The sequence below is a fragment of the Polaromonas sp. P1_F1 genome (assembly GCF_056405795.1).
In genome coordinates, this window is the sequence record NZ_JBFUBJ010000002.1 from 600,565 (window position 1) to 613,332 (window position 12,768).

18 protein-coding genes are annotated in these 12,768 nt (G+C 59.3%); 17 read left to right on the plus strand and 1 reads right to left on the minus strand.

The features are described from left to right. The first annotated feature begins 190 nt into the window (after positions 1-190). Together AC1DZE_RS08825 and AC1DZE_RS08830 are read left to right on the plus strand one after the other, a co-directional pair. Positions 191-643, plus strand: a complete 453-nt coding sequence (locus AC1DZE_RS08825; RefSeq protein ID WP_457280618.1) for a DUF2721 domain-containing protein — start codon at positions 191-193, stop codon at positions 641-643. 384 nt (positions 644-1,027) lie between these two features. Further along, on the plus strand, positions 1,028-1,579 hold the full coding sequence (locus AC1DZE_RS08830; RefSeq protein ID WP_477669306.1) for a hypothetical protein: 552 nt from the start codon (positions 1,028-1,030) through the stop codon (positions 1,577-1,579). Here AC1DZE_RS08830 and AC1DZE_RS08835 read toward each other — a convergent pair. Continuing rightward, the gene (locus AC1DZE_RS08835) at positions 1,576-2,559 is read right to left on the minus strand and encodes a LysR family transcriptional regulator (protein WP_477669616.1); all 984 of its coding nucleotides are present in this window, start codon (positions 2,557-2,559) and stop codon (positions 1,576-1,578) included. The genes AC1DZE_RS08830 and AC1DZE_RS08835 overlap by 4 nt on opposite strands. A 91-nt stretch (positions 2,560-2,650) precedes the next feature. Between AC1DZE_RS08835 and AC1DZE_RS08840 the strand changes: the two genes are divergently transcribed. The 15 genes from AC1DZE_RS08840 (at position 2,651) to AC1DZE_RS08910 (ending at position 12,752) form a co-directional block, all read left to right on the plus strand. Beyond that, positions 2,651-4,063, plus strand: coding sequence for an acyclic terpene utilization AtuA family protein (locus AC1DZE_RS08840; protein ID WP_477669617.1), 1,413 nt, complete (start codon positions 2,651-2,653; stop codon positions 4,061-4,063). Further along, positions 4,060-4,431 carry an AtuA-related protein gene (locus AC1DZE_RS08845; protein ID WP_477669307.1) on the plus strand — a complete coding sequence of 124 codons (372 nt, stop codon included), beginning with the start codon at positions 4,060-4,062 and terminating at the stop codon, positions 4,429-4,431. The genes AC1DZE_RS08840 and AC1DZE_RS08845 overlap by 4 nt, the downstream gene beginning before the upstream one ends. Before the next feature lie 83 nt (positions 4,432-4,514). Then, positions 4,515-5,522, plus strand: a complete 1,008-nt coding sequence (locus AC1DZE_RS08850) for a Bug family tripartite tricarboxylate transporter substrate binding protein (protein ID WP_477669308.1) — start codon at positions 4,515-4,517, stop codon at positions 5,520-5,522. A gap of 266 nt (positions 5,523-5,788) precedes the next feature. Then, complete coding sequence (locus AC1DZE_RS08855) at positions 5,789-6,412, plus strand: TetR/AcrR family transcriptional regulator (RefSeq protein ID WP_477674572.1); 624 nt, start codon at positions 5,789-5,791, stop codon at positions 6,410-6,412. A gap of 42 nt (positions 6,413-6,454) precedes the next feature. Continuing rightward, positions 6,455-7,078 carry an isochorismatase family protein gene (locus tag AC1DZE_RS08860; protein WP_477669310.1) on the plus strand — a complete coding sequence of 208 codons (624 nt, stop codon included), beginning with the start codon at positions 6,455-6,457 and terminating at the stop codon, positions 7,076-7,078. Between the two features lie 103 nt (positions 7,079-7,181). Then, positions 7,182-7,598 carry a hypothetical protein gene (locus tag AC1DZE_RS08865; RefSeq protein WP_457280626.1) on the plus strand — a complete coding sequence of 139 codons (417 nt, stop codon included), beginning with the start codon at positions 7,182-7,184 and terminating at the stop codon, positions 7,596-7,598. Between the two features lie 62 nt (positions 7,599-7,660). Then, entirely contained in the window at positions 7,661-8,023 is a 363-nt protein-coding gene (locus tag AC1DZE_RS08870) for an energy transducer TonB (RefSeq protein ID WP_477669312.1), read from the plus strand. A gap of 354 nt (positions 8,024-8,377) precedes the next feature. Beyond that, entirely contained in the window at positions 8,378-8,593 is a 216-nt protein-coding gene (locus AC1DZE_RS08875) for a hypothetical protein (RefSeq protein WP_477669313.1), read from the plus strand. A 365-nt stretch (positions 8,594-8,958) separates the two neighbouring features. After that, positions 8,959-9,267 (plus strand): hypothetical protein, encoded by a 309-nt coding sequence (locus tag AC1DZE_RS08880; protein ID WP_477669314.1) that lies wholly within the window; start codon positions 8,959-8,961, stop codon positions 9,265-9,267. Between the two features lie 129 nt (positions 9,268-9,396). Further along, positions 9,397-9,597 carry a hypothetical protein gene (locus AC1DZE_RS08885; RefSeq protein ID WP_477669315.1) on the plus strand — a complete coding sequence of 67 codons (201 nt, stop codon included), beginning with the start codon at positions 9,397-9,399 and terminating at the stop codon, positions 9,595-9,597. Positions 9,598-9,719: 122 nt separating this feature from the next. Continuing rightward, a complete protein-coding gene (locus tag AC1DZE_RS08890; protein WP_477669316.1) occupies positions 9,720-10,238 on the plus strand; it encodes a DUF2199 domain-containing protein in 519 nt (172 codons plus the stop codon). A 200-nt stretch (positions 10,239-10,438) separates the two neighbouring features. Beyond that, positions 10,439-10,786 (plus strand): hypothetical protein, encoded by a 348-nt coding sequence (locus tag AC1DZE_RS08895; protein ID WP_477669317.1) that lies wholly within the window; start codon positions 10,439-10,441, stop codon positions 10,784-10,786. A 175-nt stretch (positions 10,787-10,961) separates the two neighbouring features. Further along, positions 10,962-11,474, plus strand: a complete 513-nt coding sequence (locus AC1DZE_RS08900; protein WP_477672564.1) for a DinB family protein — start codon at positions 10,962-10,964, stop codon at positions 11,472-11,474. Positions 11,475-11,565: 91 nt separating this feature from the next. Continuing rightward, entirely contained in the window at positions 11,566-11,961 is a 396-nt protein-coding gene (gene arr / locus AC1DZE_RS08905) for an NAD(+)--rifampin ADP-ribosyltransferase (RefSeq protein ID WP_477669319.1), read from the plus strand. 119 nt (positions 11,962-12,080) lie between these two features. Then, positions 12,081-12,752 carry a glutathione S-transferase family protein gene (locus AC1DZE_RS08910; protein ID WP_477669320.1) on the plus strand — a complete coding sequence of 224 codons (672 nt, stop codon included), beginning with the start codon at positions 12,081-12,083 and terminating at the stop codon, positions 12,750-12,752. Positions 12,753-12,768: the final 16 nt, after the last annotated feature.

The following is a 12,768-nucleotide window of genomic DNA, read 5'->3' on the forward strand; positions in this document are numbered from 1 at the left end:
TGGCGGTCGCAGGGAAAAAGGCAACGCGGGCACTGCCTTGGAGTTCATTGTGGGGACGACCGCACACCGCGGGCTGTCGGACAGCGACGACATCCGTGTAGGGCATCGTCCGCAAAGGCAGGCGACCGGCAGGCCTGCTGGCCTGATGTTTGCATGACAATACCCGTTTCATGAACCCCCGGAGCCCCGCATGAACTTTGCGCCCGACCTTGCAACGGTCACCCACGGTATTCAACTGGCAGTGGCGCCGGTGTTTTTGCTCACCGCTGTTTCGGGAATGATCGCCGCCGTCGCCGGGCGGCTGGCGCGCATCATCGACCGCGCGCGTTTCCTGGAGAACCGGCTGGAGACCGGCGGCGTGGAAGAGGCCCGCGCGCACCGCATGTATGCCGAACTGCGCGAGTTGCGCCAGCGTGGCTGGTTGGTCAACATCTGCATCGCCTTTCTGACCTTTTGCGCCATGCTGATCGGCACTACCATCATCCTGCTGTTTTTGGGTGAGACGAGTGAGTTGCCGACCCTGCGCATTGCCACTGTCTGTTTTCTGTCGGGCGTGGTGTGCTTTCTTCTCGCGCTGGTTTGTTTCCTGGCTGAAACGCTGCTGGCCACACGCCTGCTCAAGTTTGCCGAGCCGAAAAAATAGCGCGGTGATTTGAGGTTTGATTGTTTTGCAGGTCTTAAATGCCTGCAGGCCAATTGGAACAAGCGCGAGAAGCTATAAAAAATATAGCAGTCAGGTTTTTCTCCTGTCGTAATTGTGGCCGGCAGAAAACGCCAGACCTCCAGATACGTGACAACGTATGACTGTGAAACAGCTTGTTTCCTTACATCCCCATGCTGTGTTTCGCCGCCAGAATTGTGCAGCTCTGCGTGTAGCGGCACGCCCGTGCGGACGTGCCCGCAGCGTGCAGCGCGGCAGGTGAAAGTCCTGTCAACGGTAACCGCAGGCCGTCGTTGAAAAGGGGATGCTGTGCACTTGTTGCCTGTGCCCGGCGAGCCCTGTATAGAAAACCACTGGAGAACCACGATGACAACAACACACACACCGACAACAGGTTTGCGCCTGACCGGCCGCAGCCTGGCACTTTTGATGGCAGGCGCGCTGATGTGCTCCGCGAGCTTTGCCGAGAAACCCGAATGGGCCGGCGGCGGCAAGAACAAGGACAAGGGCGGCAAGCACAGCCAGGTGGAGCAGTCAGACCAGGACGACCACGGCGGCAAAAAAGACAAAGGCAACAAGAAGCACCGCGAAGACGTCAAGGTCGGCGGCTATTTTGTTCCCGAGCAGCGTGTGGTGCTCCAGGACTACTACGGCAAGCAATTCAAGTCCGGCCATTGCCCCCCGGGCCTTGCCAAGAAAAACAACGGCTGCATGCCTCCCGGCCAGGCCAAAAAATACGCCATCGGGCAACCGCTGCCTGCCGGCGTGGTGTATTACCCGGTGCCTGCATCGGTGGTGGTGCGTCTGGGCCCTCCGCCCTCGGGCCACAAGTATGTGCGTGTCGCCACCGACATCCTGCTGATTGCGCTGGGCACCAGCATGGTGGTGGATGCCGTCCAGGACCTGGGGTCTCTCTAAGGCCTTCCGGGTTTGCGGCGCTTCGGCTGCGGCCCGGGTTGCCACGCTTTCATGCGTTCCATGACCAGGTCATGCAATGCCTGCGCCGCCACGGACAGGCTGCCTTCCTGCCGGCGCACGGTATAAATTTTTCGTGACAGGCCAGGCGTGGCCAGCGGCCGCGTCAGCAGGTTCTTTCGCTCGAAGTGAAAGAGCGTGAGCGCCGGCACCACGCTGATGCCGATGCCTGCCTCAACCATACCGGTAACCGTCGCCAGCTGGTCGACTTCCAGCACCGTATGGGTCTGCAACGGGTGCAGCGCGGCGTCCAGAGCCTGGCGCACGCTGCTGTTGCGCGACATATGGATAAACGGGAAGGCTGCCAGTTTCTTCAGTGTCAGTACTTTTTCCGTGGCCAGGGGATGATCCGTGCGGCAGACCAGGTGAAAGCGGTCGGTGCAAAGCAGCTGCGTGGTCAGGCCCGCGTGCGTGGCGCCCGTTGAGGCAAGCGCGAAGTCGGCCTTGCCGCTGCGCACCAGCTCGATGCAGGCGTCAGACAGCAGGTCGCTGAGTTTCAGGTCAATACCGGGCGAGGCCTGCCTGAACTCCGCAAAGATGGAAGGCAGCCAGCCTGCCGCAAGCGAGGGCAGGGCCGCCACATGCACGCGTCCCTTGCGGCGCTCGACGTGATCGCTCAGTTCACCCACCGCGGCGCTGAAGTCACCCAGCAATTGCCGCGCCGGCGTTTCAAACAAGCGTCCTTCGGCCGTCAGCTGTACGCTGCGTGTGTCGCGGTCAAACAGCCGGGTGTTCAGCTCCGCTTCCAGGGTCTGGATCAGCGCGCTGAACGCAGGCTGCGACAGGTGGCAGGCGGCAGCGGCCCGGGTAAAGCTGCTCAGCTCCGCCAGCGCCAGGAATGCCCGCAGCTGGCGTGTCGACAGGTTGGGGCTGCGTGCGGGCAGGCGGGCCGCATTTTTCGGGGTGGTGGTGGATGCGGCCATTAATCTGATTTTCAAGTCAATCGATAGGAATTTTGCATTTTACAAATAAAAGGCGGGGGCTTAAATTCATGGCATCCACCGCTTGGCCATGATGATCCCTGCCGCCCTCGCTCCCCACACCGCCACACCGCCCGCCAGCCTGCTGATCGGTTGCGCGGCCGGCTTTTCGGGTGACCGTGTGGATGCGGCCGGCCCGGTGGTAGACACCCTGATCGCGCGGGGCGGGCCGGCCTTCCTGATTTTCGAGACGCTGGCCGAGCGCACGCTGGCGCTGGCGCAATTGCGCCGCCGTGCCGACCCCGGCGCGGGCTTTGAGCCGTTGCTGGACGACATGCTGCGTCCCGTGCTGGCGCGCTGCCTGCAGCACCACATCCGCATCGTCAGCAACTTCGGTGCGGCCAACCCGATGGGCGCGGCGCGGCATATCCAGGCCATGGCCCGGGAGCTGGGTTTGCCTGCACCGCGTATTGCGGTGGTCGAAGGTGATGACCTCTCGGAAGAACGGCACCGCGAGCTGCTGCGCACCCAGCTGGGCAGTGCGATGGACGGCATCCGCATGGTCAGTGCCAATGCCTACATCGGTGCTGAAGCGATTGCCGCTGCGCTGAACGCCGGCGCGCAAATTGTGGTGGCCGGCCGCGTGGCCGATCCATCGCTCGCCGTCGGGCCTGCCATGTCGCACTTTGGCTGGCGTGCCGATGATTGGGACCTGCTGGCACGCGCCACCATGGCCGGCCATTTGCTGGAGTGCGGAGTGCAGGTTTGCGGCGGTTATTTTGCAGACCCCGGCTACAAGGACGTTCCCGATTTGCACGCCGTCGGCTACCCGATTGCCGAAATCAGCGCCGACGGCAACTGCATCATCGGCAAGGCTGCCAACACAGGCGGGCTGGTGAACCTTGCCAGCGTCAAGGAGCAGTTGTTGTATGAAGTGCATGACCCTGCCGCCTACCTCACACCCGATGTGGTGGCGGACATCAGCGCAGCGCAGATTGAACAGCTTGGCCCTAATCGCGTGGCGCTGAGCGGTGTGCGCGGCCATGCCCGGCCACCCAGCCTGAAGGTCAATCTCTGCCATGAGGGCGGCTGGCTGGCCGAAGGTGAAATCTCTTACGCCGGCCCGCGCGCCGAGGCCCGCGCCCGGCTGGCGGCCGATGTGCTGCGCCGGCGCCTGCCGGCCCTGGCGCTGCGGGTAGACCTGATAGGCGCGCTCAGCGTCATGGGCGACGACGCCGGCAGCCTCCTGGCCGCAACACCGGCCGGTGACGCGCGCGATGTACGCCTGCGCGTGGCTGCCACACACACCGACCGCGCTGAGGCCGAGCGGCTGACGCGGGAAGTCACCGCCCTGTACTGCTGCGGACCGGCCGGCGGCGGCGGCGTGCGCACGGCACTGACACCAAGGCTCAACACCTTGCCCTGCCTGGTGCCCCGAGACGCTGTGAAGGTGTCGTTCAGGATGCTCGATACCGCAGCGCTGGCTACCGCAGGGGAGGCCGCATGAGCCAGGCCATGATCACGGTCCCGCTGTACCGCGCCGCGCACGGGCGAACCGGCGACAAAGGCAACCGGTCCAACATCAGCGTGATTGCCTGGCACCCGGACCTTTATCCCGTGCTGCGGGCGCAGGTGACGGAGGCCGCCGTGGCGCGCCACTTTGCCCACCGCAAGCCCAGTCGTGTGCAGCGGTTTGAGCTGCCTTTGCTGGGCGCCCTGAACTTTGTGCTCGACGACGTGCTCGACGGCGGCGTGAATGACGCGCTCAACCTCGACACGCACGGCAAGTCGCTTTCATTCTGGCTGCTGGATTTACCTATCGAAGTGCCAGCAGCGCTGGCGGGCCTGCTCGCCGGGGGAGACCAAACTTTTTAACGGAACCGATTCACCAGGACACCAGGACACCAAGACGAGATCAACAACGTCAGATACGCCTCATCACAACATCAGGAGACAACATGAAAACCGCCACTCAAAAATCCATACACAGCCGCATCCGCCCCGCCTTGCTCGGCATTGCCGCGCTATGGGCCATCGCGCCCCTCGCCGTGCCCATGGCGGCTCAGGCGCAGGGCTTTCCTGAAAAGCCGATCACCTTTGTCGTGCCGTTTGCGGCCGGCAGCGCAACCGACCAGCTGGCGCGCGCCATCGGCCAGGCCGTGACCAATGACAGCAAAGTCAGCGTGGTGGTGGACAACAAGCCCGGCGCCAACAGCTTCATCGGCGCCCAGGCAGCCGCCAAGGCAAAGCCCGACGGCTACACCGTGTTCATCACCACCAACACCACGCAGTCGGCCAATGAGCACCTGTTCAAAAAACTGCCTTACGACCCGGTCAAGGACTTCGCACCGCTGACCGCGCTGGGCCGCGGCGGGCAGATCATGGTGGTCAACCCGTCACTGCCGGTCAACAGCGTGGCGGAGTTCATTGCGCTGGCCAAATCGAAACCCGGCAAGCTGTCTTTTGGCAGCGGCAGCTCGTCCAGCCGCGTGGCGGGTGAGCAGTTCAAGCAGATGACGGGCACCTACATCCTGAACATTCCCTACAAGAGCAATCCGCCCGCGGTGACGGACCTGCTGGGCGGCCAGATCGACATGATGATCACCGACATGGCGACCGGCCTGCCGCAGGTCAAGGGCGGCAAGCTCAAGGCGCTGGGTGTTTCCACCCGGCAACGTTCACCGCTGGCGCCCGAGGTGCCGACCATCGCAGAAGCCGGCGTCAAGGGTTATGAAATGACCTATTGGTTTGCCGCCTACGCGCCCGCCGGCACGCCCGCCGATGTGGTGGCAAAGCTCAGCGACATGCTGGTCAAGGCAGCCCGCAGCCCTTCGGCCGCACCGTTTTACCAGTCCAGCGGTACCGAAATCTTCACCAGCAACCCGGAAGACTTGCGCAAGTTCCAGGCGGTGGAAACGCTGAAATGGGGAAAGATCATCAAGGCCGCGGGAATCGAGCCTGAATAACACCTTGTTGGGGCTGGATTTGAATTAAATGCGCCTCCGGCCCTTTGTGGGCGGGCGCAAGCAGCTATCAAAAGAGTAGCTGATCAGGCTGGCCGGCTTGGCGACAGGCGAGGCCAGACGGGCCATGTGACGAATGAAGCTGCGATGGTGGCAGCTCTTCTGGCGTCATCCAGTGAATTTAAACAACGTTTAATTTTTAGAACAAGCGTTAATTTTCACCGGAAATCGCACCCTGGATAGACGTCTTTCACGCCTATATTCTGGCGATGCAAACCCGAATAGACCGCCAGCAGGTCCAAAACGATTTACGCCGAACCCTGATGCTGGACGCCGCCCGATCCGTCTTCGAACGCCTGGGCATCGACGGCGCCAGCATCCGCGAGATCGCCAAGGAAGCAGGCTATACCGCCGGGGCCATCTATTCCTATTTTGAAAACAAGGAAGCCATTTACGGCGCCTTGCTGGCCGAGTGCCTGGAGCGCCTCAATGGCGTGGTGGCGTCTGCGGCTGAGGCGCGGGGCGGCCCGGCTGAGGTGCTGGAAGCCAAGGCCAGTGCCTGGTTTGGTTTTTTTGCGGCCAACCCGCGCGACCTGGACCTGGGTTTTTACCTCATGCAGGGCATGCGCCCGCGCGGCTTGGGCACCGAGCTGAACCAGCAGCTCAATGACCGCCTTCACGATGCTTTGCGGCCTTGTGAAACCGCCTTGCGGGCCATGGGTTTAGGCGCCGACGATGCATTGCGCGAAAATACGGCCTTGTTCGCGCATGGCATGGGCTTGCTGCTTCTCCAACATACCGGTCGAATCCGCATGTTCGGGCAGGACGCCACGCTGCTGTTCGATGCTTATGTGATCGGCCTGGTGGAGCGCCTGCAGCGCAGCCCGGCCTGATCTTCTTTCCAGAACGCCTCCAGAATTTCCCCAGGACCCCCGATGCTGCTTGACGCCGACGACTCCCAACTTGTGCTGGTCGACTACCAGACCCTTTTGATGCCCGCCATTTTTGAAGGCAACCTCGTCATGGCCAATGCCGTAAAGCTGGCCCGCATGGCCAAACTGCTGGACGTGCCGGTGTGGGGCACAGAAGAAAACCCCGAAAGCCTGGGCGCCACCGTGCCCGAATTGCAGGCCGCCATTGAAGCCGCCAGTGGCAAGACTATGGACAAGATGTTTTTCAGCGCCGTGGCCGACGGCCTGGGCGACCTGCTGCGCCCACCCGTGCGCAAGGCGCCGACAGGCGGCAACGCCCGCAGCCTGCCCAAACACCTGCAAAAGCCGGCGCCCGAGCCGGAAGAGGGCAGAAGCACCATCGTCATCGCCGGCTGCGAAGCCCACGTCTGCCTGATGCAGACCGCGCTTGATTTGCTGGAAGAAGAGTTCGAAGTCTGGGTGGTAACCGACGCCTGCAGTTCACGCACCGAGCGCAACCGCGATGCCGCCTTTGACCGCCTGGCCGGCAACGGCGCCGAACTGGTGACGACCGAGATGGTGGCGTTTGAGTGGCTGCGCACGGCTGAGCATGAGGTGTTCAGGGATGTGCTGGGGTTGGTGAAGTAGGGTGCGGACCAAACACACCTGATACAGATAAGCCCGCCCGGTCTGCCGTTGGTTCGCTCAAAATGTCGAACGTTCAGGTCAAGGGTGGATAACCAGCCACTGAGTGCCGACCACCTTCAGCGCCACCTCCATCCCAACTCAGGCCTCAATGAGAAATTACGCATTACCGGTAGCCATTCGGCTCCTGGCATTTATAGCGCCACTACTCTTTTTGCAACTGTATTCACAAAGAGCGTTCGAGTACGCACGCACACAAGAGCGTCACGGAGATACTGGCCTGGGGATCGCCATTCTTCTTGGTTTCATGACCTTCATCATGCTGGGCGCGTTCCTGATCGATCTCATCATCCAGATCCGAAAGAGACGGCCTTTCGCCTATTTGACTGACGCTTTCATCTTGCTGATGCTGCTCATGCCGTTTGGCTGGTTTGCGTGCAGTTGGTTTGGGTTGCACAACAGTCTTGCTTGCAGGATTCCCATGGTATTTTTCAGCCAGGTTCTAAGCTGGCTTGATCTGTGAGGCTTTTTGGCTGCCTGGAAGGCGTTTGAGTTTTGTCCAGTTGCAATCCATACCCGGTACCAATGAAATACCTGCTTCGCGTTTTCTGCATCTTCTTCCTTTTCCCTCTGTCGATGGCGCTGACAGCTTGTGTCACCGGCCCGGATGAAATTGTGCGGCCCGCCAGCCAGGCCGATTCGCCAAGGCTTGCGTATCCAGCGCGTGCCAGGCGCCTTGACGAGCAGGGCGTTGTCAGGTTGCGAGTGGAAGTTTTGGCGAACGGCAACGCCGGCGAGGTGCGGCTCCGTCAAAGCTCGGGTTCTGCCACGCTGGATGCGGCCGCAATCGAAGGCGTGAAAAAGTTCAAGTTCAACCCGGCCAGAACAAAGTCGGGCCGTGCCGTGGATTCCTGGGTGGAGCTTCCGATCAAATACGCTCTTGAGTAGCTGGCCGGGTTGGCGTGTGATTTTCCCGCTAAAGATACTCAACTTCCGTGGTGCCCCTGTCGCGCGGATGCTTCAAGTCATGCCTGTGGAAAAAAAACGTAACCGGTACACGCAAAGCTTCCCGGTGCTGAGGCTATAGTGCAAATATCAAATCCGCTCCCTCAGCTGATCAGGCAGACAGATCAACTGCAGTGGGAGCAGGGCTTCATGGGATTATTTGTACAGGCATAAAAATCCAGCGTATTTGCTGCAATGCCAAAAACAAGAGGGTTTGGGAGGATTCGATGTCCAAGTTAAACCATAGCAGTCAAGTTAGACCGCAGCTTTTGCGGTCTGAATTGCGTTAGGCATCTCATGGCACTGCTTTTAAAAATCATTGTCGTGCTGTTTGGCCTCGCATCTATCGTTGCGGGCGTGAAGAGTGTCTTGCGCCGGGAAGCTAAATTCACATGGAATGAAGATAGCAATGAGCAGCGTATCGTTGAAGGGCTTCCAGCGATCCTCATCGGCCTGGGCGAGATCGCCTTAGGCCTTTACATCCTCTTCTCTCTACGTTCTCATGCAAGCTGAGATATTCACATCGGACCGCTTGGCCATCGCCGATGTCGCCTGACCTCTCCTTCAAACGGTCACCTTGCAGAGCGCTTATGTCAAACGTCAGGCTCCTACCCTCCCGGGTTGTCGCGGGTTGTTTCAGGTTCGAGGGACCATTCTCTGAAAGTGACCAATTGCATGCCGCCTGATCCTTCCATCGAAGAGGCAACCGCAGCCCACTTGGGCCGACCCCTCATGCCAAACGTCGGGCTAATATGACTTCTGCAATCCACCTGAATCTGTCTGTCGCGGTCTTTGCCTTCGCAGTTCTTACTTCATCGTCAGCCTATGCATCTCCCTGCATGCAAGGTGCGAGATACGAAAGGAAAGATGGGGCCTATATGTCCATCGACACTCCAACCGAATCATCCGATGGGTTGGATCGAGCCCACTTTGAGCTGCAATCGTTGGGGAAAATGATTGCTGGAGCACCTACGGTTGGTAACCTGGAAGGTGAGCTGACAATTACACGAGACTCTTGCGCAGGATTCTTCTCCAGTCCGGATATTCCCTGCGCCATAATCGCAACGTTCAATGGAAATCGGGCGCAGGTTTACCAAATCGGACACTGCTACTCTGGTGCAGGCGCATACGCTGATGGTGTGTATATCAAGTCGAAGGCCAAGCCATTAAAGGCTCTAACCAAGTAGTGGAAGTCAAGGTATGAAGCCTAACCGATCGGCCGATGCGGACACAGCTGCAGGTTGCTGTTTCGCGACTAGTGTTGGTTGCCGGTGACCGCCAACGGTAGGCTTCGTTCCATGGTGCTGAGCAAGTTCGTGAAACTCATTCTCATTTTCTTGGGTGGCCCCTTGATCGCCTTTGCCATTCTCTTCGTCGGCTGCGAAGGAAARCATCCTGCACTTGGCGTCATGTGTGGCCACAATATTCTCATGTCGCTGGTACTTTTCACGTTCGCGGCCTGGTTTGTGCTGGGTACCATCTCAGTCTTGATCGGTGTTCCAAGAGGACACGAATGAGTAAATTCGCTGCGGCCTGCTTACGGCCCGACTTGCCAATCGACACGAACCCACAACAGCAGCAGGCAGCTCTGCCGCAAGTGTTAGTCGTCCGGTCATCTTTACGCTAGGCCACTAATTCCATGGCAGCGATCTTTGCATTCAAATGTTCATGCTGCGGTGAGTTGCATGAGGGCTCGCCGAGTTTTGCATTTCAGGCGCCAGATCCATACACCTGGCTAACAGATGAACAGAAACAAGACATCGGGCGGCTGTCCGATGACCTTTGCGTTATCCGTCATACCGAAAGAACCGACTATTTCGTCAGGGCTGTTTTGGAAATTCCAATACATGGCGTAAGTGAGCCCTTTGTTTGGGGGGTGTGGGTTTCTGCAAGTCAACAGAGCTTTGAGCGCTATGTTCAAACCTTTGACACCCCGCTGGAAGGTGACGGCTTCTTTGGCTGGCTCTGCAACCGGATCAACCTGTATCCAGCCGAGCAATCCAGGTCCGCAGATGTCTTCATACAGCTGGGAGGTTTTCGGCCCAAAGTTGTCTTGCATTCCACAGTCAATGAGACTGATCAACTGGCAGTTGATCAGCTTTCGGGTATTACAGTTGAACGTGCCCAGTACCTGGCAGAGAAGGCTATGCACCAATGAGAAGGCGGACTATGGTCATGTTCGGTTTGGCCCACATCCATTCCTGCTGGACCTCTTCTTCGATAGGAGCAGCGGGCTGCCGTTGTGGTGCAGGTCCAGCAGAAATCCGCGCTGCGGCCGCACAGGATTAACAGCGAAGCCATTTCCAGCGAAGTCCCGGCGCGCCGGTATCATGGCGAGCCCCAACCCCTGAAAACCGCATGACCATCCTGCTACTCCCCCTCGTCCTCTTTGCTCTCATCACCCTGATGCCTGTGAAATGGGCTGCCGGGTTTGTCGACGCTGGCAACACCAGCTATGGAGCCGCTGCCGTTGCGGCGATCACCGCGCCCGCTGTGAGCCTGGTGGTCTTCAAGCTGTCCGGCGGGTTCATGGGCTTCGTGTTTGCCTTTGCGGCCGGGATTGCGGTGTACGCCGCGATTCTCCGCGTGCCGGGCCGATCCCTCATCGGTTTTTCCATCATGGTCGTTGCCTTGCAGGCTGCTGTGCTGTTTGTCTTTGTCTCATTTGGCGTCAAGACGGGGCAGGGGCTGGTTCTGACGCTCTAGGTGCGTCTGGTGCATGAACGGGTTCTTGCAGGCCGGATTTGCGGGTACATAGACTGATCCGAGGTTTCGTCTCGTGCTGTATCGCGTCAGCGGGGCTCTCTCATGTCAAAACGTCAAGCGTCAGAACCGGCTTCGCAGCGTGCGCATACCAAACTTAAAAGGAGCCCCACTTGCCATGAACACCATTCTCGTTTCACTGTTCGAGTACAAGGCCTGGGCGAACACCGAGCTCCACGCCGTCCTCGAAAAGTTTGATGCGCAGCAGCATCCCGATGAATTTCGTGCCATGCTTCACACACTCGATCACGCCAACGTTGTGGACCAGATTTTTCAGGGCCATCTGACCGGCGCCGCCACGCAGCGCTTCAAGGCAACGCACTCTGAACCTGCGCCGGGCTTGCCGGAGTTGCGGGAGATCGTGAGATCCACAGACGACTGGTACCTGCAGTTCGTACGCGGCGTCAGCGCCGAGCGTTTGAAACATCGGGTGCGTTTCACATTCACTGACGGTGACAGCGGCGCGATGTCGTGTGAAGAGATGCTTCTCCACGTCATTACGCACAGCGGCTATCACCGCGGGAGCATCGGCCAGATGCTTGAAGACTTGGGCACCGACTCTCCGCCAGACTCCCTGACAAAGTTTTTGCACAGGCATGAACCGGAGCGTCGACTCGGACCCAAGGGGTAGCGAGACGGGCGCACGGCAACGCATGCAGTAACGATGGCTAACTCTTCGTTCAATTCCCCTTGGCATCAACCCCGTTTGCACTTAACAACTCATGGCAACTTTGGACACCGGCCCTTTTTTTCACGGCACGAAAGCCGAATTGCAGGTAGGCGATCTACTGACATCAGGCTTTAAATCGAATTACGACGACAGCGTCGTGATGAATCACATTTATTTCACAGCCCTCTCCAAAGGTGCCGGGCTTGCCGCAGAAATAGCCAAAGGCAGCGGCAGGCCGCGAGTCTATATCGTTGAACCGACAGGGGAATTTGAGAACGACCCCAACGTCACAGACAAGAAGTTCCCAGGCAACCCGACGCGGTCCTATCGAAGCAAGCTGCCTGTAAAAGTTGTTGGCGAACTCGAAAGCTGGGAACCCTATGACTCACAGTTCATTCAACAACTGAGAAACCGCATAGAAAATGGCATGGGAAAAATCATCAATTGATGTGAGACAGCCCTGTGAAAAGAGCATCCAGTCGTGGCGATAGGGCCCCTGACGCGGTTTCGCCGCAAAGTGATAGTCTGGTTGTTTTTACGTGAGGCCGCACAGTCATTTGCTTTGCCATGTCATCAACCCTAACTCTTTATGGCTTGCCGCGCAGCGTGTATACGCGGATCGCCCGTCTAACGCTCGAAGAGAAAGCCGTGCCTTATCGAATCGAAGAGGTCGACATCTTCGGGCCAGGTGGCGTGCCTGCCGCCCACACCAAGCGCCATCCGTTCGGACGGATCCCCGTGCTGTGTCACGGAGAGCTGTCGATCTACGAGACGGCGGCAATCTGCCGTTACGTAGATGAGGCATTCCCCGGCCCATCGCTGCAACCGCCAACGCCGAGTGAGCGGGCGCGTATGGCGCAAGTAATCGGGCTGCTTGACTCCTACGCCTATCGGCCGATGGTGTGGGGAGTCTTTGTCCAGAGGGTTCGCCTGCCCATGACAGGCGGCTCCACCGATGAATCTCTGGTTGCCAAATCATTGAAAGAGTCCCGCATCGCCCTTGAAGCGCTTGCGGCTCTTGTCGGAGATTCACCGTTCCTTGCCGGCAACACCCTCTCTCTCGCAGATCTGCACGCCTATCCGATCCTCCGCTACTTCTCCCTTGCCCCTGAGGGACAAACAGCCATTGGCGAACATCGTGCTGTGGCGGAGTGGCTCGCGAGGCTTGGCACCCGCGCAAGTGTGCAACGTACCGTAACTCAATATGAGCCGCATGCTTTCGGCAGCAGTGCGGCCTAATCCTTCCATCGAGGGG

Coding starts and splice junctions, on each gene's coding strand:
- AC1DZE_RS08830 (WP_477669306.1), top strand. CDS start 1,028: ATGACAACAACACACACACCGACAACAGGTTTGCGCCTGACCGGCCGC.
- arr (WP_477669319.1), top strand. CDS start 11,566: ATGGCAACTTTGGACACCGGCCCTTTTTTTCACGGCACGAAAGCCGAA.
- AC1DZE_RS08890 (WP_477669316.1), top strand. CDS start 9,720: ATGGCAGCGATCTTTGCATTCAAATGTTCATGCTGCGGTGAGTTGCAT.
- AC1DZE_RS08910 (WP_477669320.1), top strand. CDS start 12,081: ATGTCATCAACCCTAACTCTTTATGGCTTGCCGCGCAGCGTGTATACG.
- AC1DZE_RS08900 (WP_477672564.1), top strand. CDS start 10,962: ATGAACACCATTCTCGTTTCACTGTTCGAGTACAAGGCCTGGGCGAAC.
- AC1DZE_RS08875 (WP_477669313.1), top strand. CDS start 8,378: ATGGCACTGCTTTTAAAAATCATTGTCGTGCTGTTTGGCCTCGCATCT.
- AC1DZE_RS08835 (WP_477669616.1), bottom strand. CDS start 2,559: ATGGCCGCATCCACCACCACCCCGAAAAATGCGGCCCGCCTGCCCGCA.
- AC1DZE_RS08880 (WP_477669314.1), top strand. CDS start 8,959: ATGTCCATCGACACTCCAACCGAATCATCCGATGGGTTGGATCGAGCC.
- AC1DZE_RS08870 (WP_477669312.1), top strand. CDS start 7,661: ATGAAATACCTGCTTCGCGTTTTCTGCATCTTCTTCCTTTTCCCTCTG.
- AC1DZE_RS08825 (WP_457280618.1), top strand. CDS start 191: ATGAACTTTGCGCCCGACCTTGCAACGGTCACCCACGGTATTCAACTG.
- AC1DZE_RS08840 (WP_477669617.1), top strand. CDS start 2,651: ATGATCCCTGCCGCCCTCGCTCCCCACACCGCCACACCGCCCGCCAGC.
- AC1DZE_RS08895 (WP_477669317.1), top strand. CDS start 10,439: ATGACCATCCTGCTACTCCCCCTCGTCCTCTTTGCTCTCATCACCCTG.
- AC1DZE_RS08850 (WP_477669308.1), top strand. CDS start 4,515: ATGAAAACCGCCACTCAAAAATCCATACACAGCCGCATCCGCCCCGCC.
- AC1DZE_RS08845 (WP_477669307.1), top strand. CDS start 4,060: ATGAGCCAGGCCATGATCACGGTCCCGCTGTACCGCGCCGCGCACGGG.
- AC1DZE_RS08855 (WP_477674572.1), top strand. CDS start 5,789: ATGCAAACCCGAATAGACCGCCAGCAGGTCCAAAACGATTTACGCCGA.
- AC1DZE_RS08860 (WP_477669310.1), top strand. CDS start 6,455: ATGCTGCTTGACGCCGACGACTCCCAACTTGTGCTGGTCGACTACCAG.